This window comes from Pseudomonas vancouverensis (genome assembly GCF_004348895.1).
Taxonomy (GTDB): Bacteria; Pseudomonadota; Gammaproteobacteria; order Pseudomonadales; family Pseudomonadaceae; genus Aquipseudomonas; species Aquipseudomonas vancouverensis.
In genome coordinates, this window is record NZ_RRZK01000007.1 from 64,320 (window position 1) to 88,860 (window position 24,541).

Below are 24,541 nucleotides of genomic sequence, written 5' to 3' on the forward strand. Positions count from 1 at the left end.
AATGTTTCATGACTAAACTTTTGGAATCTTTGAGTAACATAGCCACCTAACTATCTTGAACATCTCTGAAATGAGGTGGAATATACCCATAGATAGCGCTGTCCCATCACATCTGAAGGAGTTCAACATATGGCCTGGACCAAACCTGCCTACACCGACCTGCGTATCGGCTTTGAAGTCACCATGTACTTCGCCAGCCGCTAATCTCTGTTCTGGTAGCGATGCAGCACAACGCCTCGGACATCCGGGGCGTTTTATTTTCGGCGTTGAAATGATGGAGCCCCCATGTTTGTCCAGATTCTAGGTTCCGCTGCCGGCGGTGGTTTCCCCCAATGGAACTGCAACTGCGCGAACTGTGCAGGCTTTCGCGAAGGCAGCCTGCGGGCCAAGGCACGGACCCAATCGTCCATCGCAATTTCCGCTGACGGCGTGAACTGGGTGCTGTGCAACACCTCCCCGGACATCCGCGCCCAGCTTGCGAGCTTCGCCCCGATGCAACCGGGCCGCGCCCTGCGTGATACCGGCATCAGCGCGATCATCCTGATGGACAGTCAAATCGATCACACCACCGGTCTGCTCATGCTGCGCGAAGGTTGCCCGCATCAGGTCTGGTGCACCGACATGGTCCACGAAGACCTGAGCAGCGGTTTCCCGCTGTTCAACATGCTGACCCACTGGAATGGCGGGCTGAACTGGAATCGCATCGAGCTCGATCGCAGCTTCACCATTGCAGCCTGCCCGAGCTTGCGCTTCACCCCACTGCCGCTACGCAGCGCCGCCCCGCCCTACTCGCCGCACCGTTTCGACCCGCACCCGGGCGACAACATCGGTCTGATCGTCGAAGACCTCAACACCGGTGGCAAGTTGTTCTATGCGCCGGGGCTGGGCAAGGTCGATGCGCCGTTGCTCGAGATGATGGCCGACAGCGATTGCCTGCTGGTGGACGGCACCTTGTGGGACGACGATGAAATGCAGCGGCGTGGCGTCGGCACCCGCACCGGACGCGAGATGGGCCACTTGGCGCAGAACGGCCCCGGCGGCATGCTCGAAGTGCTGGAGCAACTGCCGCGGCAGCGCAAGGTGCTCATCCACATCAACAACACCAATCCGATTCTTGATGAGGACTCGCCGCAGCGCGCGGAGCTGGCGCGGCGCAATGTGGAAGTGGCCTATGACGGCATGAGTATTGTGTTGTAGCTAATGGCCCCCGGAGACCCAAGATGACCGACACCCCATTGTCCCCCGCCGAATTCGAAGCCGCCCTGCGCGCCAAGGGCGCCTATTACCACATCCATCACCCCTACCACGTGGCGATGTACGAAGGCCGGGCCACTCGCGAACAGATCCAGGGCTGGGTTGCCAACCGCTTTTACTATCAGGTGAACATCCCGCTGAAAGACGCCGCGATCCTGGCCAACTGCCCCGACCGTGAAATCCGCCGCGAATGGATTCAACGCCTGCTCGACCACGATGGCGCCCCCGGCGAAGACGGCGGCATCGAAGCCTGGTTGCGCCTGGGTCAAGCCGTGGGCCTCGACCCGGACCAATTGCGTTCCCAGGAACTGGTGTTGCCGGGCGTACGTTTTGCCGTGGACGCCTACGTCAACTTCGCCCGTCGCGCCAGTTGGCAGGAAGCGGCCAGCAGCTCGCTGACCGAGCTGTTCGCGCCGCAGATCCACCAGTCGCGCCTGGACAGCTGGCCACAGCATTACCCCTGGATCGACCCGGCCGGCTACGAGTATTTCCGCACCCGTCTGGGTCAGGCGCGGCGGGATGTCGAGCACGGTCTGGCGATTACCTTGCAGCACTACACGACACGGGCCGGTCAGGAGCGCATGCTGGAAATACTCCAGTTCAAACTGGATATTCTTTGGAGCATGCTCGATGCCATGAGCATGGCCTACGAACTCAAACGCCCGCCGTATCACAGCGTGACCGCCGAGCGGGTCTGGCACAAAGGAATCACCCTATGAGTTTCGATCGCAGCAAGATTCCGACCTGGCGCCCTGGCTACCGCTTCCAGTACGAGCCGGCGCAAAAAGGCCATGTGCTGCTCTACCCCGAGGGGATGATCAAGCTCAACGAAAGCGCTGCTCTGATCGGCGGTCTGATCGATGGTCAGCGCGATGTCGCGACGATCATCAGCGAGCTCGACCAGCGATTCCCCGGCGTACCCGAGCTCGGTGACGACATCGAGCAATTCATGGAGGTTGCCCGTGCGCAGCACTGGATTACCCTTGACTGATCTGCCGCCCAAGCCTGAAGTCGGCCTGCCGCTGTGGCTGTTGGCCGAGTTGACCTATCGCTGCCCGCTGCAATGCCCGTACTGCTCCAATCCGCTGGACTTCGCCGAGCAAGGCAAGGAGCTGAGCACCGAGCAGTGGATCAAGGTGTTTCGCGAGGCGCGGGAGATGGGCGCCGCGCAGTTGGGTTTTTCCGGTGGCGAACCTCTGGTGCGCCAGGATCTGGCCGAGCTGATTCATGAAGCAAGGCAACTGGGTTTCTACACCAACCTGATCACCTCGGGCATCGGCCTGACCGAGCAGAAAATCAGCGATTTCAAGAAAGCCGGGCTCGATCACATCCAGATCAGCTTTCAGGCCAGCGACGAACAGGTCAACAATCTGCTGGCCGGTTCGAAAAAAGCCTTCGCGCAGAAGCTGGAAATGGCCCGTGCGGTGAAGGCCCACGGCTATCCGATGGTGCTGAACTTCGTCACCCATCGGCACAACATCGACCAGATCGACCGCATCATCGAGCTGTGCATCGCCCTCGAAGCGGACTTCGTAGAACTCGCCACCTGCCAGTTCTACGGCTGGGCGCAGCTTAACCGAGTCGGGTTGTTGCCCACCCGTGAGCAACTGGTGCGCGCCGAACGCATCACCAACGAATATCGCGCCAAACTGGAAGCCCAAGGGCATCCATGCAAGCTGATCTTCGTCACGCCGGACTATTACGAAGAACGCCCGAAAGCCTGCATGAACGGCTGGGGCAGTATTTTTCTGACGGTGACACCGGACGGCACCGCGCTGCCCTGTCACGGCGCCCGACAACTGCCGGTGCAATTTCCCAATGTGCGCGACCACAGCATGCAGCACATCTGGTACCACTCATTTGGCTTCAATCGCTTTCGCGGTTATGACTGGATGCCCGAACCGTGCCGCTCCTGCGACGAGAAAGAAAAAGATTTCGGTGGCTGCCGCTGTCAGGCCTTCATGCTCACCGGTGACGCGAGCAATGCCGACCCTGTGTGCAGCAAGTCGCATCATCACGAGGTGATTCTCAAGGCCCGCGAAGAAGCCGAGCACGCAACCCAGACCATCGATCAACTGGCCTTCCGCAATGAACGAAACTCACGCCTCATCGCCAAAAGCTGAACCCCTGAGTGCCGCCACCGCCGTTGCGGCCGGCGTCGACTTTGCCGAATTGCAGCTTGGTGCTCATGGCCTGTTCTGGAACGAGTACCGCCCCGCCGATGGCGCGTGCCGGATCTGGCATTGGTTCGAAGGCTCAGCGAAATGTCTGACGCCAATGGGCTTCAGTGTGCGCAGTCGGGTGTACGAATATGGCGGTGGCGCGTTTTGCCTGACGGATGACGGGGTGGTATTCGTCAACGAGGCGGATCAGCAGTTGTATCGCCAGTCATTGCGGGGGGATGCGCCGCAAAGGCTGACATCCGGCGAGTGCCGTTATGGCGATCTTCAGTACGCCAATGAGCAAGTGCTGGCGGTGGAAGAGTTTCGTGATCAGCACCGATTGGTGGCCATCGACTTGCACGACGGCACGCGCCAGGTGTTGGCCGAAGGCGCGGACTTCTATGCCGCGCCGACCCTCAGCCCAGACACCAGGCGCCTGGCCTGGATCGAATGGAGCCGCCCCGATCAGCCATGGACCGCCACCCGCCTGATGGTTGCCGAGCGCCAACCGGATGGGCGTTTTGCTGTGCCACGCTGCTTCGCTGGCGACGGCGATCAAGAGTCCGTGCAGCAGCCGCGATTCGATGCCAACAATCGCCTGTATTGCCTGTCCGATCGCGGTGGTTACTGGCAGCCCTGGAGAGAATCAGAAAACGGGCTGAGTCCCTTGCCGAGTGCGGCCGCCGATCATGGGCCAGCACCTTGGCAACTTGGCGGCTGTACCTGGTTGCCGCTGGACGATGATTGCTACCTGGCCAGTTGGACTGAAGGTGGCTTCGGCCGATTGGGCCTGTGTGGCGACACCCTCGAAGACTTTACGGGCGATTACACGCGCTTTCGCCATCTGGCCATGGATGAACAGTTCATCTACTGCATCGCTGCGTCACCGACCAACTCGACGGCGGTGATCGCCATCGACCGTCAGACTCGCGCAACCCGCGTGCTGGCCGGTGGTATTGCACCCTTGCCCGTCGAGCGGATCAGCCTTCCACAAACTCTGTGTTATCCCAGTGCGTCGGGCGACGCCCATGGGTTTTTCTACCCGGCAATGACCGACGAGACGAAGCCACCACTGGTGGTGTTCATTCACGGTGGCCCGACGTCGGCGTGCTATCCGATGCTTGATCCGCGCATCCAGTTCTGGGCACAACGCGGTTTTGCCGTGGCAGACCTCAACTACCGCGGCAGCAGCGGCTATGGCCGTGCCTATCGTCAGGCGCTGCATTTGAGCTGGGGCGAGGTGGATGTCGAAGACGCCTGCGCGGTGGTCAGTCACCTGGCCGAGCGTGGCTTGATTGACGCCGACCGGACCTTCATTCGCGGCGGCAGTGCCGGCGGCTACACCACGCTCTGTGCGCTCGCCTTTCACAAGGTGTTCCGGGCCGGCGCCAGCCTGTACGGGGTCAGCGATCCCGTGGCACTGGGTCGTGCGACTCACAAGTTCGAAGGCGATTATCTGGACTGGTTGATCGGCGATCCGCAGCGGGATGCAGAACGCTACGCTGCCCGAACGCCGCTGCTGCACGCAGGCAACATCCGTGTGCCAGTGATCTTTTTTCAGGGGGAACTGGACGCGGTGGTCGTGCCACAACAGACCCGCGACATGGTGACGGCGTTGCAAGACAACGGCGTTCTGGTTGAGGCGCACTACTACGCCGATGAACGCCATGGCTTTCGCAAGGCCGTCAACCAGGCCCATGCGCTGGAGCAGGAGTGGTTGTTTTATAAGCGGGTGATGGAGCAGTTGGACTGACTTGCGCGCATCGTGCCGAGACTGTGGCGAGCAAGCTCGCTCCCAAAGGATTTGTGTACGGCCTGAGAGCTTGCCCGCGAAAGCGATCCTTATCGACGACCCACGGCTCAACGCTTGGCGATGATATACACCGCGTGCACGATCCCCGGAATGTAGCCGCACAACGTCAGCAGGATATTCAGCCAGAACGCCCCGCCGAATCCGACTTGCAGGAATACACCCAAGGGCGGCAACAGAATGGCGATGATGATGCGAATAAAGTCCATGGGGCAGCTCCTGATTGAAATGGGTTCATACAAACCCTACTGCCAGTCGACCCTTGCCGTTCGTCAGGGTTCAGTCAATCCGTCCTTGGCCTTTGGACAAAAAAACGCCCCACGCCAAAAGAATCAGGCGTGAGGCGTGCGTTATACCGCGAGACGGTTCTGGAATTCGTGCAGGGCGCACCTGCTCAGACGGCGATCCCTTTGCGGCACTGCAGTTGCGCAGTACGTACACGAGAGAAGGCGCGCGCCAGGCGCAGGAGCATTTCATCGATGTTGGCGTTGCTGACGTTCAGCGCCGGGGTGAAGCGCAGGCAATTCGGTTGTGGGGCGTTGAGCAGCAGTCCTTCGTACAGCGCGGCCTTGACCACGGCTTGCGCTGAATCGTCCGACAGCGTCAGCCCCCACAACAGGCCTTGACCACGCAGTTCGCCGTGACCGTAGCGATGGGACAAACGCGCCAGGCCTTCACGCAGATGCTGGCCGGATTCAGCAACATGTTTGAGAAAGCGTGGGTCCTGGACATTGTCGAGCACAGCAAGCCCGGCAGCTGCCATCAACGCATTGCCGTGATGGGTGCCAGTCAGTTCACCCATTTCGAAACAACAGGCCTTACCCCGCGCGAGCAACGCCGCCAAAGGCACACCACCGCCCAGACCTTTGCCGAGCACGGTGATATCGGCCTTCACGCCGTAGGATTGTTCCGCCAGCAAGCTGCCACAACGGCCGACACCGGTCTGTACTTCATCCAGGATCAGCAGAATGCCCAACTCACGACACAGGCGCTCAACACCCTTAAGGTAGTGCGCCGTGGCGGGAATCACCCCGGCCTCGCTCTGGATCGGCTCCAGCATGATCGCGACGGTGCGCTCATCCACCGCGGCGTGCATGGCCGGAAGGTCGTTGAACGGAACGAGGCTGAAACCCGGGAGCTGCGGCTCGAAGCGGTTGACCAATGCCGAACTGTCCGACGCCGAAATCGTCGCCAGGCTACGACCATGGCAACCATTGCTGGCGACGATGATCCGTGAGGCGCCGCCGCGATGCAGTTGACCCCACTTGCGGGCCAGCTTGATGGCCGCTTCGCAGGCCTCGCTGCCGGTGTTGAGCAGGTAGGCCTGATCGCTACCGGTGCTCGCACACAGACGCTCAGACAAATTGAGCATCCCGCTGTTGTTCAGATTGAACCCCGGGTTGATCAGCGATTGCGCCTGCGCAGTGATCGCATTGACCAGCGCCGAAGGGCTGTGACCGAGGCTATTGGCGCCGCCACCCTGGCAGAAATCCAGATACGCGCGGTCTTCACTGTCCCACAACCAGGAGCCCTGACCGCGGACAAACATCTGTTTCGGCCGCTCGACACTGGTCATCAGGTACTCGCTGGATAAGTGGTTGCCCCGGGACGGCGAGGCGGGCTCCATGACAAGGTCATCGAGACTGGGCGGGTGACGACGCAAATTGAACAGATTCATGCTGAAAAACCTCTTTTGAGGTTTTTTGCCTTACCTATGTAAACACCATCGAAACCAGCGGTATTCATCGCGCTCTGTGGCCCTTCAAGCCTTGTGAATGCGGTTAGACTAGGGGTATGCGCGGCGCTGAGCCATTTCGATTTACCAGCATTTTCGATAAGCATTACTTATGGATTTTAAACAACTGCGTTATTTCGTCGCGGTCTATGAAGAAGGCCATGTCGGCCGGGCGGCCGAGCGCTTGTCCATCTCCCAACCGGCCCTGTCCCAGCAGATCCGTCATTTGGAGCAAAACCTCGATGTGAGCCTGTTCGAACGCAGCAGCAAGCGCCTGTTGCCGACCCTCGCCGCCCACACCCTGTACAACCACGCCCAGCCATTGCTGGATGGCCTGCAACGCGCGCGCGAAGCCCTCGGCAACTTCAAGGGTAAGGCGCTGCGTACCCTTGCCATCGGAGTCTTGCAGACGGTGCATACCAGCCTCGTCCCGCAAATGCTCGAACGGGTGCGCAAGGCGCAACCGCATCTGGTGGTGCAGATTTACGAACTGACGGGACTGGAGATCGAACGGCGTTTGCTCAACGGTTCGCTGGACATCGGTATCAGTTACTTGCCGCCCCGCCAGCCAGGCCTGCATGGCGTGATGCTGTACGAAGATGAACTGACCCTGGTCATCCCGGCAGACCACCCGCTGCGTGAATTCAAGAAAGTGTCGATGAGTCAGGCTGCCGAGTTGCCGATGTTGCTGCTGGGCGAGGAGTTTCAGATCAGGCAGATCTGGCAGTCACAACTGGCCAGCCTGGGCCGGCGACCGCAGGTGCAAGCTGAGCTGAACAACATGGCAGGGATCCTCGACAGCCTGCCGCATACACGGTTGGCCACCGTGCTGCCCGGACGCTCGCAAAAGGTCCATGGCAATCAGGAGCTGCTGTGGAAACCCCTCAGCGAGCCGCGAGTGCCGCTCAAAGTCGGTCTGGTGTGTCGAGATGTGCAACGGCAACAGGCGTCACTGGCATTGCTGCGTACGCTGCTGGAAGAGGTGATCAACGGCCCTGACGGGCACTTGAACAGCGCATCGGGTCTGGATGAATTGAACTGAAACGCTTTTCTGCGGACAAAAGAAAACCCCGCCGAAGCGGGGCTTTGCAGACTGTTTCCCTGACATCCTTTTCACTCCGCCGTCCTGGCAGAATCCTACGTGTCCGTGTTGTTGCTTTGCGCTTCCTGCGCTACGTCCATGAGAAGTAGATTAGCTGTGGATCCAATTTACCTCTATGGGAGAACAGCAGCACGTTATGTAAGAGAATGCTTACATAACGTTTCGTCATCAGAATTGCTCAGCGTTCAGCAGGAACAACGACTCGCTACCGGCCTTCACTGACGCGCTCAACGAGTGAATACGCGGCAGCAGACGGGCGAAGTAGAAGCGTGCCGTGCCCAGTTTGCTGGCGTAGAAATCGTCTTCGCCTTCCTTGCCCAACGCCGCCTTGGCCATCAGCGCCCACATGTAAGCGTATGCCATATAGCCGAATGCCTGCAGGTACTCGACCGATGCGGCACCGATCTCGTTCGGGTTGGATTTGGCTCGGTCCAGCAACCAGGCCGTCAGCTCGTCGAGGGTGGTCACGGCGTCGTTCAGCGGCTTGGTGAACTCGGCCAGGTCTGCGCTGGCAGTTGCAGTGAAATGGCGGACCTCGTCAGCGAACAGCTTGTAGAACGCCCCGCCACTGCCAACGATCTTGCGCCCGACCAGGTCCAGCGCCTGAATGCCGTTGGTGCCTTCGTAGATCTGGGTGATGCGCACGTCGCGCACCAGCTGCTCCTGGCCCCACTCACGGATGTAACCGTGACCGCCGAAAATCTGCTGGCCGTGCACGGTGGTTTCCAGGCCGAGGTCGGTGAGGAACGCCTTGGCGACCGGGGTCAGCAAGGCCACCAGGTCTTCAGCGCGTTTGCGCGTCGCGGCGTCTTCGCTGAACTTGGCGGTGTCGAGTTGCATGGCCACGTAAGTGGAGAATGCACGCCCCCCCTCGTTCGAAGCTTTCATGGTCAGCAGCATGCGACGCACGTCCGGGTGGACGATGATCGGGTCAGCCACTTTGTCCTTGTTTTGCGCGCCGGTTGGCGAACGGCTTTGCAGGCGATCGCGGGCATATTCCACGGCGTTCTGGTAAGAACGTTCACCAGTGGCCAGGCCCTGGATACCGACGCCCAGACGCTCGTAGTTCATCATGGTGAACATCGCCGCCAGGCCTTTGTTCGGCTCGCCAACGAGATAGCCTACAGCCTCGTCGAAGTTCATCACGCAGGTCGCGGATGCCTGGATGCCCATCTTGTGTTCGATCGAACCGCAGTTGGCCGGGTTGCGTGCGCCCAGGCTGCCGTCGGCGTTGACCATGAACTTTGGCACCAGGAACAGCGAAATGCCTTTCGGGCCCGCCGGTGCATCCGGCAGCTTGGCCAGCACCAGGTGGATGATGTTTTCGGTCAGGTCGTGCTCACCACCGGTGATGAAGATCTTGGTGCCGCTGACCTTGTAGGAACCGTCGGCCTGAGGTTCGGCCTTGGTGCGGATGATCCCCAAGTCGGTACCGGCGTGCGGCTCGGTCAGGCACATGGAACCGGCCCAGACGCCGGCGTACATGTTCGGCAGGTAGGCCGCTTTCAGCTCTTCACTGGCGTGGGCATTGATCGACAGGCAAGCACCGGCGGTCAGCATCGGGTACAGACCGAAGGCCAGGCTGGCGGAGTTGACCATTTCTTCGACCTGGGCCGACACGGCCTTGGGCATGCCCATGCCGCCGTAGGCAGGATCACCGCCAACGCCAACCCAACCGCCTTCAGCATAAGTCTGATAAGCCTGTGGGAAACCTGCCGGCGTGGTGACGGCACCGTCCGCCCAATGGCAACCTTCTTCGTCAGCGGCACGGCTCAGCGGCGCGACACTTTTGCTGGTGACCTTGCCGGCCTCTTCCAGAATGGCTTCAACCGTTTCGGCATCGACCGTGTCGGCCAGCGCAGGCAACTCGGCCCAGAGTTTGGCGACCTCGAAAACTTCATTGAGGACGAAGCGCATATCGCGCAGGGGCGCTTTGTAGTCAGCCATGGCAAACCTCGCAAGATCTATACAGGTGGATCACAGGAATATTGTTTTTGCTGCGCCGGAGTGTACCCCAACAACTTTTGCGACACATAGGGTCGGCTCATGACCGATTTGTTATTTTTAGTCATCAAGAAAAAGCCCGCGCAAGGCGGGCTTCGTTGTAACAAATGAAAATGACTAAAGCGCGAACAACTCTGCCGGCAATTGCATCAGGCAATCGCTGCCTGCTTCGATGGCCGCCCGATGCGCGGCGGTCCTTGGCAGCAATCGCTTGAAGTAAAACGCGTTGGTTGCCAGCTTGCCCCGACAGAAATCGGCATCACCGTTGCCAGCGTCCAGCTGTGCCTGGGCCACCAAGGCCATGCGCAGCCACAGGTACGCGAGGATGATATAGCCGCTGTACATCAGGTAATCCACCGAAGCGGCGCCGACCTCATCCGGGTTTTTCATCGCCGCCATGCCGACCTGGGTGGTCAACTCGCCCCACTGCCGGTTCAACTCATTGAGCTGCGCCACATAGCTGGACAGTTGCGGGTGGGCGGCGTTGGCCGAGCAGAATTTGTGGACGATTTTGGTGAAACCACGCAGCAGTTTGCCCTGGCTGCCAAGGACTTTACGCCCGAGCAGGTCCAGCGCCTGGATGCCGTTGGTGCCTTCGTAGATCGGTGCAATGCGGCAATCGCGTACCAGTTGCTCCATGCCCCATTCGCGAATGAAGCCGTGGCCGCCAAACACCTGCATGCCGTGGTTGGTCACTTCCAGACCAGTGTCGGTCATGAAGGCTTTGCAGATTGGGGTGAGGAAGGCCAGCAGGTCTTCCGCGTCCTGCCGTGCGCTTTCGTCCCTACTCAGGTGCGCAACATCCAGCAATTGCGCGGTGAAGTAGGTCAGCGCACGGTTGCCTTCATTGAAGGCCTTCATGGTCAGCAACATGCGCCGCACGTCAGGGTGCACGATGATCGGGTCAGCGGCTTTGTCCGGGGCTTTCGGACCGGTCAGCGAGCGCATCTGCAAGCGGTCGTTGGCGTACTTGATCGCGCCCTGGAAACTCGCCTCGCCCAGGCACAGGCCCTGCATGCCGGTGCCCAGTCGTGCATGGTTCATCATGGTGAACATGCAGTTCAGGCCCTTGTTCGGTTCGCCGATCAGAAAGCCCTTGGCAGCGTCGAAGTTGAGCACACAGGTGGACGAAGCCTTGATGCCCATCTTGTGTTCGATCGATCCACAGGTCACGCCATTGCGTTCACCCGCCTCGCCCGCCGCATCGGGCAGGAACTTGGGCACGATGAACAGCGAAATGCCCTTGGTCCCCGCTGGTGCATCCGGCAGCTTGGCCAGCACCAGATGGATGATGTTGGCGCTCATGTCATGCTCGCCGGCCGAGATGAAAATCTTGCTGCCGGTGATCGCGTAACTGCCATCCGCCGCAGGTACGGCGCGGGTCTTGATGATGCCCAGATCGGTGCCGCAATGGGCCTCGGTCAGGCACATGGTGCCGGTCCACTGACCGGCAGTGAGTTTGCTCAGGTAGGTGTCTTTCTGCTCGGCGGTGCCGTGGGCGTGGATGGCCGACATGGCGCCGTGGGTCAGGCCCGGGTACATGCCCCAGGAGGTGTTGCTGGAGCCGACCATTTCGCTGATGACCAGGCCCAGAGAGCTGGGCAGGCCCTGGCCGCCGTAGGCCGGGTCTGCCGCCAGACCGTGCCAGCCACCTTCGACGTATTGGGCGAAGGCCTGCTTGAAACCCGCAGGCGTGGTGACCACGCCATTGTCGAAATGACAGCCTTCTTCGTCGCCGCTGCGATTGAGCGGCGATAGCACGTTTTCGCAGAACTTCGCGCCTTCTTCGAGGATGGCATTGACCATGTCCGGGCTGGCATCGGTAGCGCCCAACGCGGCGTAGTTGCCATGGAAATCGAAGACGTGATCGATCAGAAAGCGCATGTCGCGCAGGGGAGCTTTGTACTCGGGCATGGTCATTCTCCGTCGGCAGTTTTCTTCAAACCTACTGCCGCGGCCCCCGCCCCACAATCACTGTCCAGACGCTGAATGCGTCATCATCACTCAGCCGTAGCGGCTTCCATGCGCACCGCGCCACGGCGGTTCTGACCGAACGCCATTACGCAGTTTCGACCCGCACCCTTGGCGCTGTAGAGCGCCTGGTCCGCGGACTTGAGCACCTCGTCCGGGTTGCGTTGCTCCACCCGTTCGGCGACGCCGATACTGACGGTAACCGACACACTCGACGCACCGGAACCGGAGCGGCGCTGTCGCCCCTGATTGTCGTCCTGGGGACGATTGTCCTGATTACGCAGTTGAATGTTGTAGTTGGCGATGGATTCGCGGATGACTTCCAGGTGCGGCAGGCACTCTTCGACGGTCTTGCCGGCGAACACCAGGGCAAACTCCTCGCCGCCATAACGGTACGCCTTGCCGCCACCGCCGATTTTCGCCAGTTTGCTGGCCACCAGACGCAGCACCTGGTCGCCCACATCGTGACCGTGGGTGTCGTTGAATTTCTTGAAGTGGTCGACGTCGCTCATCGCCAGCACGTAGTTGCGCCCCAGCCGTTGCATCCGTTCGTTCAAGGCACGACGGCCCGGCAGACCAGTCAGCTCATCACGAAAGGCCATTTGATAGGCCTCGTGCGCTACGGCCGAGGCGATCATCAGCATCACCTGGCTGCACATGATGTTGAGGGTGAACGGCAGGATGAACGTCTTTGGCAACATCCAGAACAGCCCGAGCAAGCCCACCAGTTGAGCGGCGTGCAGCGGTCGCGGATTACGCCAGTACTGCCAGGCCAGCAGCAGGAACGTCGCGAAGAACACCGGGTAGGACAGCTGGATCAGGCTCATCCATGCCCCGTGCAAAGCCGGCCAGCGGATTTCCGACAGCCAGATCAGCAACGCATGGGGATAACTTTGCTCCAGCCCCAGGGCCACGCTGCCCACGGCCAGCAACACGGCGAAGCGCGCCACCATGTCCTGGAACAGATGGGTGCGCTCCTGCCAGGCGGCGAACACACCGAACAACAGCGGCAATAACAGGCAACACAGGTGAAAGACCACGGCGGCGTCGTCGCGCACCTTGCCGTTGTCGCGGTAATAGTCGGTCTGGGTGTCCAGCAGGTAATAGGCGATGTACACCGTGACCATCAGGAACAGCTCACGCTGACGTCTGTAGACCGCGCAGTAGGCACCACCGAGCAACAGCACCAGAGTCGGCAAGACATTAAACAGGGACGTGAAGAAAACGCTGAGATCCTTGACGTACGCAGCCGCAAGCCCCGCCAGCAACAACATCAATGACGGTAGGAAATGACTGAAACGTACAGCGGAAGAACGCGGCAAGGGTAAAGCTCCGACCGTCAAACCAATAGATGGCAATGTGCCCACCACTGTAACGGCAGAAACCGCGACTTACTGAGTAAATTACTGAGGTATTTTCAAAAAAGAGCGCCACGGGCGACCAGCGGCTACCCGTGACGCAAGGGGAAGACGGTCAAAGATCGTTGTAGAACGGCTGCAACGGCCCCTCGCTGACTTTGCGCCCCTCAGCCCCGATGGGCAGCAGTTGAATGTTGGCGTCCATCGCCTGGCGGGTGGTGATCTTCGGACTGGCCGGTTTGACCGTCACCGCGTTCTCATCGCCTATATGACCTTGCGGCAACACCAGCGAAGGATGATCGAACGGCGCCTGCTCCCACGCCACGCGAGGGTCGGTGAGTGCCACCTCCATGAATTTGACCAAGGCATCGATTTCATCCTCTGTCAGATTCAGCGGGGTCATGTCCGGGTCGAGGTTCGAGGCGTTGTGCTGGTTCGCAGCGGGATGATCGAAGCCGCTGGTGTTGCTCGCGTCCTCGCCACGCCGGTCACCGCCGCGGTTGTAGAACTCGACCACCTGCTTCAAGGTGGCGCGGCTGCCGTTATGGAAATACGGCCCGGTCAAGGCGATGTTGCGCAAGGTCGGAGTCTTGAACGCACCATCGACCGAATCGCGGAAACCGACATTGGGCTTGAGTGTCGCATCGCAGGGAATGGCTGCACTGAGTGGCGCCTCGAAGGTGCACACATCGACATCGAGCGGGTCGGGAATCTTGCCGCCCTGCAACACCGTGTTGTATTGGCGCGAGAACGACAGGGGGTTGCCCCAGGCATCCGTTCCACCGAGTGCCAGGTCTTCCGAAGTCGGCCGTACGCCGGTGTTGTAGAAGCCATTGTCGTAGAGCGTGGTCAGGTTATCCGCCATGACCATGCGTTCGATGCGCTCACGCGGATGGAACAGCAGGCGGCTGCCGGCATTGGTCAGCTCCGCACCGCCATGGCAGCTGACGCACTTGCCCTTGCCCAGGAACAGGTTCATGCCCTCGACCTGCTGGGCGTTCATCGCCGTATGGTCGCCCTGCAGGTAGGCATCCAGCGGCGTGTGGTCCGAGATCAGCGTGGACTCATACATCTGAATCGCCAGGCCGAAGAACAGCGGGAAATTCGCCTCCATCTGGGTGTACGGCGCACCGCCCAGGGACACCTGCTGCGTGGCGTTCCACAGACGCGGCTGGAAGGCGTTCTTGATCAGTTCCCGGTAGGTCGGACGGCGGGCTCCGGACACCGGACCCAACACCGAATCGGTGGACGAAATACGCTGCTGCTTGAGCATCAGACTATCGAGCATGCGCCGGCCGATGTCGGCGAATGTGCGTCCGCCACAGGACATTTCCACCGGGCTGCCGGGTGGCCCCACCGCTTGCGAAGCGGCAGAAGCGTCGTTGAGTGCCAGCCGCACCTTGACCGCCACACCGCTGCGATCGTTGGTCACGAAAATGCCGGCATCCGGGTCACGATTGCCGAATGGCGAAAAACCGTTGAAGACGTTGTTGGCCCGACCGTCCCAGAAATTGCGCACGTTAAACGCGGCGTTGATCACCGATGGCGCGTTACGCCCGGTGGCCCGGCGCACATTGACGCCACCAACCTGAAAGATGCCGTCCGGCTGCTGCGTGCACTTGTCGAAACGCGGCTGATTGGGCTTGACGAAGTTGGCGTCGAACACACCCTGGGAGCCGATCACATCATCGCTCGAATAGAGGATCGCCGAGTTGCGGTCCAGCGGATTGGCCAGGACGTGGGTCGGAAAGTCGGCCTTTTTCAACAGGTAATTCGGGCCACCCTTGCCTCCGGACTTGGTCGCATAGGACGGTACGTCACCCGGAATGTCAGAGGCGGTGAACGGTTTGTTGAAGATCGAACCGACGTTGGCGTTGGTGTTGGCCTGCCCGGGGTTGATCTGGTTGGTGGTGCGGTGATCGACACCGGCATGGTAGTGGCACGAGGCACAGGCCGTGGCGCCGTCACTGCCGACTTCCATGTCCCAGAACAGGGCTTTGCCCAGCAGGATGGCTGCGGAGCGATTGACCACGTAATCGGTCATCAAGTCGACCTTGCGCCCGCCTTCGGTACCTGACGGATCGGGCGGCGTCATGCCCCGCAGAGATTGCAGGCTGGGCACGTCCGGTACCGGTGGGACGGCCTCCACCGGGTCAGCCGCAAAGACGTGAGTGGCAGGCAGGACGAGTGCAAATAAAGCGACGGTTACCTCACAGGTCATGCCATGGGTTCGAAAGATGCTCAAGTACTTAACCATGATGACATTCTCGATTCAGAGCGAAGTCGCCAGGCTTCGCGATTGACCTGTTACGAGATGAACTTGTCGCCGTGATTCTTTCCACCCACACGTGATCACGCCAACTAAAAGTCGGCCGACAGGGGAAAGTGTGACAGGCAAGGCACTCTCTTGGCTCAGGCTTTCTCAAACACTTTTCAGATAGCGCCAGCAAGGGCGCTTAACCTCACTTTAGCTGTAACAAATAATTTCAACAGCAAAAAGATAAAAATTTTTATTGCAGTCGTCGTATGCAACCGCTCACACGGCAAAGCTAAAAAATGGCACTTGCTCAATAGTGGTTAAATATCCCCAACTTCGGGTGCATTTCCCCAGCAGCCAGGGCCAGCCAACTCACAACGAAGTAAAAAAGCTATTATTTACAAGCACAAAGCCACATGAGCAGATCCATGAAAAAGCTGGCAGAGTAATTGCTAATTCCGAATAAACACTCGGATGAGCGAATACACTTAAACTGTTAATTCGCACAGCGTTAAATACCAAAGTACATAGTAATGAAAATAACTCACTCGTGCACAAGTTGCACTGCGTGAGCTATTGTCTTTCCCCCGCACTTGTTAACCCAGCCAATTTTGCACACTTCCCACCCAGGAAAAATATCGCTTGCCACACTTGATCCTTTCGGATACCTATAAGCAACCGTTCTCATTCATTTACTTTCGAGATGATTAACTGGAAAGCTTACAGCGACCGGGAACACGCCCAAAGTTGGGTGTATATACCCCCCTACTTTGGTGTTAATCACATCGGTATAGTTATATAAAAAGCAACTAACGCCCCTGCAGCCCGCATTTTTATTGGCTGCCAACTGATCGTGCGCAATCAGGCACGACTACTGCTATGGCCCCTCCAGGCTCAGGGAAATTTCTCTCGCGCTTGTGTTCGGAACCGGCCAGCACATCGCCGACAGACAGTACCTGGAGGACTCGCCTCAGGATGCACCTCGCATACCCTGGCACTTGTCCACCCGGATTGAGCCTCAACACCTTACCGTCTTCACTGCGCAGGATTCCACGCATTGGCAGGGTCTACCGATTGGCCGGCAACAGGTCCTGCAAGATTGTGGAGACAACCATGCGTTTATCTACGCTCGCTGAAACACTCACCCGTGCACCGCACCACAAAGGTCTTGGTCGCCACGCGTTGCTCGCCGGCATGGTCGCCCTCGCTCTGGGCGCCGGAGGGGCCGGCACTGCATGGGCTAAAAACGGCACGGACAAACCGCCCGTCAAAGGTGCCACGCCGCCGTTTGCAACGCCCACCCTGCCCGATCCGGTATTCGCCAATCCGAATGCAGTACATGGCTTTGACGTCACCGGTTTTATCCAGAACATGACACTGGACGCTACCAATGTGAATTGCCCCGGCACTACGGATCCGGCCCGCTACGGCGGTACCGTACAACTGAACGGCGTCACCATCACCGTCCCTTGCAACACCATCATGCAGATGCCGGCCAACACCCTGAGCTGGGCGGACTTTGTCCACGGTGGCTCGCTGGCGCTGAACAAAACGCCACCCGCCTACCCGTCGTTCGAAATCCATGTGGTGGGCAACTTCGTCGCCGACAAGAAAATTGCCGGGCTGATCTATGTCTCGCAGCAATCGACCAACGTTGGTAATGGCTACATTTCCCGAATCGACTACACCAATGGCAACATCGAAGTCGACAGCGGCAATCCCTCGCAACCGACCATCATCCAGATCAACGACCCGAACGGCCGTTTTGGTCGCGCGCAGAGCCCCGACCCGCGCTTCTCCGTCGATGACGCCAACCCCACCATCCACGCCGCCACCGGCTACCCGATGTGTGTGCCGCGCAGTATCTCCGGCGACGATGCCCTGTGCCCACAGAAAAACCGGCCTAAAGTGGTCACCCCGACCACCACCAACAACTGCCGCAACTTCAGCCAGGCCGGCGTGACACTGCCGGCCAGCGGAGAGCTTTCGCAACCTGCGGTCGGTCAGGTGTATTGCAGCCAGTTCGTCATGAAGCGCTTCAGCGATGCCACACGCACCGCGACCGATCCTGACCCGACGCAACAGGCGCCATTCGAAGTCGGCGACTTCATCAGCTATGCCGGCACCCTGTTCAAATCGGCGACCACCGGCAGCCCGGACTTCATTTCCGCGCACACCATCGAGGCCAATGTCGGGATCTACACTCAACCCGGCACTCAACCCAGCTACCTGGCGATCGGTGAGTTCGGCGTCGGGACCGCGGATCCTGCGGTGACCGCTATCGGCGGTGCAGACCAGGAAACCCAGGACCGAATCTTCCTCGAAGCCTCGACCACCGACATCAAGACCCCGGTCGATATCTATCTGATCGATGTCAACCCAACCACAGGCGCACAGACCAATCGCTGGGTGACACCTTTCGAGATGACCGGTGAATGCAACCCTGCCACTGGTTTGGGCACCGCTTGCCTGGGTGCTTCGGGCGGCATCACCACGCAGAATGTGGGTGCGCAGCCACAACGGGCCAGATTGCGTGCCACCAAGGCGCCTACCGGTCTTTTGAGCCAGCCGACCCGGACCTTGCGTGTCGTTGCGCGCTCGCTGTGCGTGCCACAAAACTCGCTGTCGCAAACCGGTGTCGACAACTGCATTCAAAACGCCAGCCGGCTGACTGTGGCCAACGGTTTGACTGCGGGGCAGTACGTGGCACCGGTGTTCGAGTTCATCTTCCCCGAAGGCGTGAGACCCGGTGATCCCAATGTGCCGAACGATTTCTGGCACCTGCCGTTCATCCGCAATGGTGAAGGCGCGAGCACCCCGACCGGCGTCGGCCCGCTGGAACCGACACCATGGTGAAAAAGCGCTGACGACAAGGCATAAAAAAACCGCCGATCCCGAGGGAGCGGCGGTTTTTTCTTGCGAGTACCGCGCCGGGACTTAGTAGCCCAGGTCGAAGTTCTCTTCTTTCATGTCCATCAGGTTGTTGGCACCCGACAGCATGGTTGCAACGTGAGTACGGGTACGCGGCAGGATGCGCTGGAAGTAGAAACGCGCAGTCTGCAGCTTGGCGGTGTAGAACGCCTCTTCCGAAGTGCCGGCAGCCAGCTTCTCGGCAGCCAGGCGCGCCATGTCAGCCCAGAAGTAAGCCAGGCAGGCATAACCGGAGTACATCAGGTAGTCCACCGAGGCCGCGCCGACTTCTTCGCGATCCTTCATGGCCGCCATACCGACCTTCATGGTCAGCTCGCCCCATTCCTTGTTCAGTGCGGCCAGTGGCGCGACGAACTCTTGAACCGCTTCGTTGCCTTCGTTGTTCTGGCAGAACTTGTGCACGATCTTGGTGAAGCCTTTCAGAGCCTCGCCTTGAGTCATCAGCACTTTACGGCCCAGCAGGTCGAGTGCCTGGATGCCGGTGGTGCCTTCGTACAACATCGAAATGCGGCTGTCGCGAACGTTCTGCTCCATGCCCCACTCGGCGATGAAGCCGTGGCCGCCGTAGATCTGCACGCCGTGGTTGGCCGATTCGAAACCGACTTCGGTCATGAACGCCTTGGCGATCGGAGTCATGAAAGCCAGCAGTGCGTCGGCTTTCTTCTTCTCTTCTTCGTCCACGCCGTACTTGACGATGTCGACCTGTTTGGCGGTGAAGTACACCATCGCACGGTTGCCTTCGGCGAAGGCCTTCATGGTCAACAGCATGCGGCGTACATCTGGGTGCACGATGATCGGGTCAGCGGCTTTGTCCGGCGCTTTCGGGCCAGTCAGCGAGCGCATTTGCAGACGGTCGCGAGCGTATTTCAGGCCGCCCTGGAAACCGACTTCAGCGTGGGCCAGACCTTGCAGTGCGGTACCCAGGCGCGCGGTGTTCATGAAGGTGAACATGCAGTTCAGGCCTTTGTTCGCCGGGCCGATCAGGAAACCGGTGGCGCCGTCGAAGTTCATCACGCAGGTGGCGTTGCCGTGGATGCCCATCTTGTGTTCCAGGGAACCGCAGGACACCGCGTTGCGCGCGCCAACCGAACCGTCGGCGTTCGGCAGGAACTTCGGCACGATGAACAGGGAGATGCCTTTGGTGCCAGCCGGAGCGTCCGGCAGGCGGGCCAGTACGATGTGGACGATGTTGTCGGCCATGTCGTGTTCACCGGCCGAGATGAAAATCTTGGTGCCGGAAACCTTGTAGGAACCATCGGCCTGAGGCTCGGCCTTGGTGCGCAGCATGCCCAGGTCGGTGCCGCAGTGCGGTTCGGTCAGGCACATGGTGCCGGTCCACTCGCCGGATACCAGCTTGGTCAGGTAAGCCTCTTGCTGCTCAGGGGTACCGTGCTCGGAGATGGTGTTCATCGCGCCGTGCGACAGGCCTGGGTACATGCCCCACGACCAGTTGGACTCGCCGACCATTTCGCTGATCGCCAGGCCCAGGGACTCCGGCAGGCCTTGGCCGCCGTGCTCGACGTCGTGGGCCAGGCTTGGCCAGCCACCTTCGACGAATTGCTTGTAGGCCTCTTTGAAGCCAGTCGGGGTCTTAACGCCGGACTCGCTCCAGGTGCAGCCTTCGAGGTCGCCCACACGGTTCAGCGGAGCCAGTACCTGCTCACAAAACTTGGCGCCTTCTTCGAGAATGGCGTCGACCATGTCTGGCGTTGCGTCCGCGCAAGCTGGAAGGCTCTGATAGTGCGCTTCGTAACCGAGCAGTTCGTCACGAACGAAGCGAATATCACGCAAGGGGGCCTTGTAGTCAGGCATAGCGATAAACCTCTGCTGATGTAACCGGGAATGAACGACCGCATGGATTTGTTGTTGCGATCAAACAGTTGTTTGAAACATACGTTTACGCCCAAATCTTGTCAAGCATCGATCTTTTGCCGTTCGTCATCACCTGTCGAACAGGCAGAAACGCGACTGTACGGTCACTCTGGCGAGGCAACCGGGTCATTGAAAAAAGACTAGTTGAGGAAGAAGGACTTACGCAGAAAAACGCCGCGAACAAGCGCGGCGCTGGAGGCGGATTGAGCAATAAATCAGGCGTAGGTATCGATCAGCGTGCCGAGCATTTCGTCGGCGGCCTTGGCGACTTTCACGCCGAGTTCTGTCTGGACCTTGCCCTGGGCCATGTCGACCACATTTTTTGCAACGTCTGATTGCTGACTGCGATCGACGGACAGCAACCGATCAACCTGAGTCTCGGAAGACTGGCTGGTGACGGAACGTTCGACGGTGGTGTTGGCGATCTGGCTGGCTGCCTGATCGACGCGGTTCTGCCCTGTCTGAATAGTGCTCAGACCGGCATAAAAAGCGCTGTTTCCTGAGATTTCCATGGGAGAACTCGTCCTTGCAAAGGATCAACAGCACTCATTGAAGCAGACCTGTTGGGAAAAGGCCCGTCAAAAACACTAATGGCAGAGTGCCTTGTCATAGGCAAAGCCCACAGGTAGATCAAATCAGTCCAGCAGATCCAGCTGCAGGTGCTCTGCCACGCCCTCGGCCGTCGCCGGCTTCAGCTTCGGCACTCGCCCCAGGCAGGGTGCGGGCAGACGCTCCGCCAGCGTGGCAAGGTTTTCTTCCAGGCGCGAAGTCTTCGGATCAATGATGTTGGCCACCCAGCCCGCCAGCTGCAAACCGTCCCGGGCAATGGCCTCGGCCGTCAACAAGGCATGGCTGATGCAGCCCAGCCGCACGCCGACCACCAGGATCACCGGCAGCTGCAAGGCGATGGCAAGGTCAGACAGATTGTCCTGATCGGCCAAGGGTACGCGCCAGCCCCCAGCCCCTTCGATCAAAGTGAAATCGGCGTGCATGTCGAGGATCTGTCGCATCGGCGCGAGCAAGGACTGCACCGTCAGCGCGACACCCGCCTCACGTGCGGCCAGGTGCGGTGCGATGGCCGGTTCGAACGCCACCGGGTTGATCTGATCGTAGGTTAACGGCAACGAGCACTGCGCTTGCAACGCCAGGGCATCGGCATTGCGCAAGCCTTTGGGCGTCACCTCGCAGCCCGAAGCTACCGGTTTACCCGCCGCCGTGCTCAAACCCGCCGACCGCGCCGCGTGCAGCAGTCCTGCCGCAACCGTGGTCTTGCCGACATCCGTATCCGTGCCCGTAATGAAATAGGCCACGCTCATAAGGGTTTCTCCATAACGGCGTATACCACTTGATAAGTCGCCGGCAGGCCCCGCGCCTGACGAAACTGCTCATATGCCTCGACCAATCCCAGTATCCGTGCCCTGCCGGTCAAGCCGCCGGGGCGGCCGGGATTGATATTGTGCGCACCCAGCGCCTTGAGTTCATGGGTCAGACTGCGCACATCCGGATAATGCAGCACATGTGCACGGTTTTGCAGGCTGACGACCTGCAAGCCACTGGCCGCGCACAATTGCTCATACTTGGCGAACTCTCGGAAGCGATTGACGTGGACCAGGCCATCGACCTGACGCCAGCTGTCACGCAGCTCAACCAGAGTGCCTACACACAGACTAGCAAAGGCGAAAATGCCACCCGGTTTTAGCACCCGATGAGCCTCACGCAGCACTGAGGCGAAGTCCGCACACCATTGCACCGCCAGACTGGAAAAGATCAGGTCGCAGGTCGCGTCCTGCAACGGCAAGCGCTCGGCGTCGCCGGCAATGAAGTGCGTTGCACCACCCAACGGCCGCGCGTGATTGAGCATGCCTTCGGCGATGTCCAGCGCCACACCATGGCTCGCCGGGAAGCACTGGTTCAGGGCGCGACTGAAATACCCGGTGCCGCAACCCAGATCCAGCCAGCGTTGCGGGGCAAAATCCGTCGGCAATCGGTGAAGCAGTTGACTGCCAACGTCCCGCTGCAATTCGGCGACGCTGTCGTAGCTCGCTGCGGCACGGGAGAAAGATGCCGCGACCTGACGCTTGTCGGGCAAGCCGCCGGGCAGGTTGCGAAGGGAAAGATCAGTCATCGCCGCTCTCATGCAAAAACGCCTGGATCGCCCCCGCCACACCGTGGGGATCCTCCAGAAGAAACCCGTGGCTGGCCTGTTCAATCAGGCCAATTTCGACATCCGGCAGCAACGCCAGCAACTCACCGGCGGCTTCCGCCGGAACCAGCCCGTCCAGGCCGGCAAACAGATGCAGTTGCGGGCCACGATAGGACTGCAACGCTTGGCGCGTATCCAGTTGCGCCAGCACCTGCAAACCACTGATCAACACCGACGCAGTGGTATGCGGTGCCCCACCCAGCAACAATCGCGACAAGCCACGCGGGTCCTCGGCACCTTGGGCACAGAGCAGGGAGAAACGCTTCAAGGTCAGGCGAGGATCGGCTTCACATCCTGCCAGGAATGCATCGAAGGTGTCGGCCGGCATCGCACTCGACCAATGCTCATGGGCAACAAAGGATGCGTTGCTCGCCAGGGTCAGTAAGCCGCAACAGCGATCACCGCGGCGTTCGGCCAATGCCGAGGCGAGCATGCCACCGAGCGACCAACCGCCGAGCCAGGCGTCTTGAGGCAATGTCGAGTCAAGCTCATCGAGCCATTCATCGAGATCGCTCGACTCCAATTCAGGCAGGGGCTCGATCTCGACGTGCAGGTGCTCGTCCAGCCCCTGCAATGCAGCGGCGAGTGGTTGCAGGGGTGACACGCCGAGGCCCCAACCGGGCAGCAGAATCAGACGATCACGCATGACTTGGCTCCGTCCCCAGTTGTTGAAAACAATCGGCCAACCCCTCTAACAATAGCTGTACCTGCGCCTCACTGTGGGCGGCGGTCAAGGTCACCCGCAAACGCGCACTGCCTGCCGGCACGGTGGGTGGACGGATCGCCGTTACCATCAGGCCGCGTTCGCGCAGCAGCTGTGAAAAGCGCAGCGCCCGAGCGGCATCGCCGATCAGGATTGGCTGAATCGGTGTGAAACTGTCCATCAAGGTCAGGCCGATCTGCTCGGCACCCTGGCGGAACTGGCGAATCAAGGTCTTGAGATGCTCGCGGCGCCAGTGCTCGCTGCGCAGCAATTCCAGGCTTTTCAGCGTCGCGCAGGCCAGGGCTGGCGGCTGACTGGTGGTGTAGATGTAGGGTCGAGCGAACTGGATCAGGCTTTCGATGAGCTCATCGCTGCCGGCGACAAAAGCACCCGCCGTACCGAAGGCTTTACCGAGGGTGCCCACCAGAACGGGGACATCGTCAGTGCTCAGCCCGAAGTGCTCGACGATGCCGCCACCGTTGGCCCCCAAGGGACCGAAGCCGTGGGCGTCATCCACCATCAGCCAAGCGCCTTTGGCTTTGGCCGCATGCGCCAGCGCTGGCAGATCGGCGATGTCGCCGTCCATGCTGAATACGCCGTCGGTGACCACCAGCGTATTGCCGGTGGCTTTTTCCAGGCGTTTGGCCAGGCTCTCGGCATCGTTGTGCAGATAACGGTTGAACCGCGCACCGGATAACAAGCCGGCATCGAGCAACGACGCATGATTGAGCCGGTCTTCAAGCACCGTGTCGCCCTGCCCCACCAACGCAGTCACTGCGCCGAGGTTGGCCATGTAGCCCGTGGTGAACAGCAGCGCACGGGGACGGCCGGTCAAGTCAGCCAACGCTTCTTCCAGGGCGTGATGCGGGCCGCTATGACCGATGACCAGATGCGAAGCACCACCGCCCACGCCCCATTTCGCCGCACCGGCGCGCCAGGCTTCAATCACTTGCGGGTGATTGGCCAGGCCGAGGTAATCGTTGTTGCAGAACGCCAGCAACGGCTGGCCATCGACCACCACTTGCGGCCCCTGCGGGGTTTCCAGCAATGGACGCTGGCGGTAGAGATTTTCGGCACGACGGGCAGCAAGGCGTGCGGCGAGATCGAAAGACATGCAGGCCTCGATGGTTGATCCTGGTTTTGGACTAGACACAACGCCCTGTGGGAGCGAGCTTGCTC

At 60.1% G+C, this 24,541-nt stretch carries 20 protein-coding genes; 8 read left to right on the plus strand and 12 right to left on the minus strand.

Annotated features, from left to right (window positions below):
- Nucleotides 1-129 precede the first annotated feature (129 nt).
- From pqqA to EIY72_RS04715, 6 genes are all read left to right on the plus strand, one after another.
- Nucleotides 130-204 (plus strand): pyrroloquinoline quinone precursor peptide PqqA, encoded by a 75-nt coding sequence (gene pqqA / locus EIY72_RS04690; protein ID WP_003444522.1) that lies wholly within the window; start codon nucleotides 130-132, stop codon nucleotides 202-204.
- Between the two features lie 81 nt (nucleotides 205-285).
- Nucleotides 286-1,197 (plus strand): pyrroloquinoline quinone biosynthesis protein PqqB, encoded by a 912-nt coding sequence (gene pqqB / locus EIY72_RS04695; RefSeq protein ID WP_093229502.1) that lies wholly within the window; start codon nucleotides 286-288, stop codon nucleotides 1,195-1,197.
- A gap of 23 nt (nucleotides 1,198-1,220) precedes the next feature.
- Nucleotides 1,221-1,973, plus strand: a complete 753-nt coding sequence (gene pqqC, locus EIY72_RS04700) for a pyrroloquinoline-quinone synthase PqqC (protein ID WP_093229499.1) — start codon at nucleotides 1,221-1,223, stop codon at nucleotides 1,971-1,973.
- Entirely contained in the window at nucleotides 1,970-2,245 is a 276-nt protein-coding gene (gene pqqD / locus EIY72_RS04705; protein WP_093229496.1) for a pyrroloquinoline quinone biosynthesis peptide chaperone PqqD, read from the plus strand. The genes pqqC and pqqD overlap by 4 nt, the downstream gene beginning before the upstream one ends.
- On the plus strand, nucleotides 2,217-3,377 hold the full coding sequence (gene pqqE, locus EIY72_RS04710) for a pyrroloquinoline quinone biosynthesis protein PqqE (RefSeq protein WP_093229493.1): 1,161 nt from the start codon (nucleotides 2,217-2,219) through the stop codon (nucleotides 3,375-3,377). The genes pqqD and pqqE overlap by 29 nt, the downstream gene beginning before the upstream one ends.
- Entirely contained in the window at nucleotides 3,343-5,169 is a 1,827-nt protein-coding gene (locus EIY72_RS04715; protein WP_093229490.1) for a S9 family peptidase, read from the plus strand. Before pqqE ends, EIY72_RS04715 begins: the two co-directional genes overlap by 35 nt.
- A gap of 107 nt (nucleotides 5,170-5,276) precedes the next feature.
- Here EIY72_RS04715 and EIY72_RS04720 read toward each other — a convergent pair whose 3' ends face one another.
- Both EIY72_RS04720 and EIY72_RS04725 read right to left on the minus strand, forming a co-directional pair.
- Nucleotides 5,277-5,435: a YqaE/Pmp3 family membrane protein gene (locus EIY72_RS04720; RefSeq protein ID WP_003228885.1), complete on the minus strand. Its 159-nt coding sequence runs from the start codon at nucleotides 5,433-5,435 to the stop codon at nucleotides 5,277-5,279.
- A 185-nt stretch (nucleotides 5,436-5,620) separates the two neighbouring features.
- Nucleotides 5,621-6,904: an aspartate aminotransferase family protein gene (locus tag EIY72_RS04725; RefSeq protein WP_093229487.1), complete on the minus strand. Its 1,284-nt coding sequence runs from the start codon at nucleotides 6,902-6,904 to the stop codon at nucleotides 5,621-5,623.
- Between the two features lie 169 nt (nucleotides 6,905-7,073).
- Between EIY72_RS04725 and EIY72_RS04730 the strand changes: the two genes are divergently transcribed.
- Nucleotides 7,074-8,003 carry a LysR family transcriptional regulator gene (locus EIY72_RS04730; protein ID WP_093229485.1) on the plus strand — a complete coding sequence of 310 codons (930 nt, stop codon included), beginning with the start codon at nucleotides 7,074-7,076 and terminating at the stop codon, nucleotides 8,001-8,003.
- A gap of 228 nt (nucleotides 8,004-8,231) precedes the next feature.
- On the opposite strand, the gene EIY72_RS04735 is transcribed toward EIY72_RS04730, so the two are convergent.
- From EIY72_RS04735 to EIY72_RS04750, 4 genes are all read right to left on the minus strand, one after another.
- The gene (locus EIY72_RS04735; RefSeq protein ID WP_093229481.1) at nucleotides 8,232-10,010 is read right to left on the minus strand and encodes an acyl-CoA dehydrogenase C-terminal domain-containing protein; all 1,779 of its coding nucleotides are present in this window, start codon (nucleotides 10,008-10,010) and stop codon (nucleotides 8,232-8,234) included.
- A 174-nt stretch (nucleotides 10,011-10,184) separates the two neighbouring features.
- Complete coding sequence (locus EIY72_RS04740) at nucleotides 10,185-11,981, minus strand: acyl-CoA dehydrogenase C-terminal domain-containing protein (protein ID WP_093229479.1); 1,797 nt, start codon at nucleotides 11,979-11,981, stop codon at nucleotides 10,185-10,187.
- Nucleotides 11,982-12,067: 86 nt separating this feature from the next.
- Complete coding sequence (locus EIY72_RS04745) at nucleotides 12,068-13,360, minus strand: GGDEF domain-containing protein (RefSeq protein WP_093229476.1); 1,293 nt, start codon at nucleotides 13,358-13,360, stop codon at nucleotides 12,068-12,070.
- A 151-nt stretch (nucleotides 13,361-13,511) separates the two neighbouring features.
- A complete protein-coding gene (locus tag EIY72_RS04750; RefSeq protein WP_093229473.1) occupies nucleotides 13,512-15,653 on the minus strand; it encodes a cytochrome-c peroxidase in 2,142 nt (713 codons plus the stop codon).
- Between the two features lie 1,113 nt (nucleotides 15,654-16,766).
- On the opposite strand from EIY72_RS04750, the gene EIY72_RS04755 reads away from it, so the two are divergent.
- Nucleotides 16,767-18,509 carry a hypothetical protein gene (locus EIY72_RS04755; RefSeq protein WP_093229470.1) on the plus strand — a complete coding sequence of 581 codons (1,743 nt, stop codon included), beginning with the start codon at nucleotides 16,767-16,769 and terminating at the stop codon, nucleotides 18,507-18,509.
- Nucleotides 18,510-18,590: 81 nt separating this feature from the next.
- Here EIY72_RS04755 and EIY72_RS04760 read toward each other — a convergent pair whose 3' ends face one another.
- From EIY72_RS04760 to bioF, 6 genes are all read right to left on the minus strand, one after another.
- Nucleotides 18,591-20,396 carry a phenylacyl-CoA dehydrogenase gene (locus tag EIY72_RS04760; RefSeq protein WP_093229467.1) on the minus strand — a complete coding sequence of 602 codons (1,806 nt, stop codon included), beginning with the start codon at nucleotides 20,394-20,396 and terminating at the stop codon, nucleotides 18,591-18,593.
- Nucleotides 20,397-20,671: 275 nt separating this feature from the next.
- Nucleotides 20,672-20,968 (minus strand): pyrroloquinoline quinone biosynthesis protein PqqE, encoded by a 297-nt coding sequence (locus EIY72_RS04765; protein WP_093229464.1) that lies wholly within the window; start codon nucleotides 20,966-20,968, stop codon nucleotides 20,672-20,674.
- A gap of 123 nt (nucleotides 20,969-21,091) precedes the next feature.
- A complete protein-coding gene (gene bioD / locus EIY72_RS04770; RefSeq protein ID WP_093229461.1) occupies nucleotides 21,092-21,772 on the minus strand; it encodes a dethiobiotin synthase in 681 nt (226 codons plus the stop codon).
- Nucleotides 21,769-22,581, minus strand: a complete 813-nt coding sequence (gene bioC / locus EIY72_RS04775; RefSeq protein WP_093229458.1) for a malonyl-ACP O-methyltransferase BioC — start codon at nucleotides 22,579-22,581, stop codon at nucleotides 21,769-21,771. Before bioC ends, bioD begins: the two co-directional genes overlap by 4 nt.
- Nucleotides 22,574-23,305 carry an alpha/beta fold hydrolase gene (locus EIY72_RS04780; RefSeq protein WP_093229455.1) on the minus strand — a complete coding sequence of 244 codons (732 nt, stop codon included), beginning with the start codon at nucleotides 23,303-23,305 and terminating at the stop codon, nucleotides 22,574-22,576. The genes bioC and EIY72_RS04780 overlap by 8 nt, the downstream gene beginning before the upstream one ends.
- Entirely contained in the window at nucleotides 23,298-24,476 is a 1,179-nt protein-coding gene (gene bioF, locus EIY72_RS04785; protein WP_093229452.1) for an 8-amino-7-oxononanoate synthase, read from the minus strand. The genes EIY72_RS04780 and bioF overlap by 8 nt, the downstream gene beginning before the upstream one ends.
- Nucleotides 24,477-24,541: the final 65 nt, after the last annotated feature.

Coding starts and splice junctions, on each gene's coding strand:
- EIY72_RS04725 (WP_093229487.1), bottom strand. CDS start 6,904: ATGAATCTGTTCAATTTGCGTCGTCACCCGCCCAGTCTCGATGACCTT.
- EIY72_RS04715 (WP_093229490.1), top strand. CDS start 3,343: ATGAACGAAACTCACGCCTCATCGCCAAAAGCTGAACCCCTGAGTGCC.
- EIY72_RS04730 (WP_093229485.1), top strand. CDS start 7,074: ATGGATTTTAAACAACTGCGTTATTTCGTCGCGGTCTATGAAGAAGGC.
- bioC (WP_093229458.1), bottom strand. CDS start 22,581: ATGACTGATCTTTCCCTTCGCAACCTGCCCGGCGGCTTGCCCGACAAG.
- pqqB (WP_093229502.1), top strand. CDS start 286: ATGTTTGTCCAGATTCTAGGTTCCGCTGCCGGCGGTGGTTTCCCCCAA.
- bioF (WP_093229452.1), bottom strand. CDS start 24,476: ATGTCTTTCGATCTCGCCGCACGCCTTGCTGCCCGTCGTGCCGAAAAT.
- EIY72_RS04765 (WP_093229464.1), bottom strand. CDS start 20,968: ATGGAAATCTCAGGAAACAGCGCTTTTTATGCCGGTCTGAGCACTATT.
- EIY72_RS04760 (WP_093229467.1), bottom strand. CDS start 20,396: ATGCCTGACTACAAGGCCCCCTTGCGTGATATTCGCTTCGTTCGTGAC.
- EIY72_RS04740 (WP_093229479.1), bottom strand. CDS start 11,981: ATGCCCGAGTACAAAGCTCCCCTGCGCGACATGCGCTTTCTGATCGAT.
- EIY72_RS04750 (WP_093229473.1), bottom strand. CDS start 15,653: ATGGTTAAGTACTTGAGCATCTTTCGAACCCATGGCATGACCTGTGAG.
- EIY72_RS04755 (WP_093229470.1), top strand. CDS start 16,767: ATGCGTTTATCTACGCTCGCTGAAACACTCACCCGTGCACCGCACCAC.
- pqqC (WP_093229499.1), top strand. CDS start 1,221: ATGACCGACACCCCATTGTCCCCCGCCGAATTCGAAGCCGCCCTGCGC.
- bioD (WP_093229461.1), bottom strand. CDS start 21,772: ATGAGCGTGGCCTATTTCATTACGGGCACGGATACGGATGTCGGCAAG.
- EIY72_RS04720 (WP_003228885.1), bottom strand. CDS start 5,435: ATGGACTTTATTCGCATCATCATCGCCATTCTGTTGCCGCCCTTGGGT.
- EIY72_RS04735 (WP_093229481.1), bottom strand. CDS start 10,010: ATGGCTGACTACAAAGCGCCCCTGCGCGATATGCGCTTCGTCCTCAAT.
- EIY72_RS04780 (WP_093229455.1), bottom strand. CDS start 23,305: ATGCGTGATCGTCTGATTCTGCTGCCCGGTTGGGGCCTCGGCGTGTCA.
- pqqD (WP_093229496.1), top strand. CDS start 1,970: ATGAGTTTCGATCGCAGCAAGATTCCGACCTGGCGCCCTGGCTACCGC.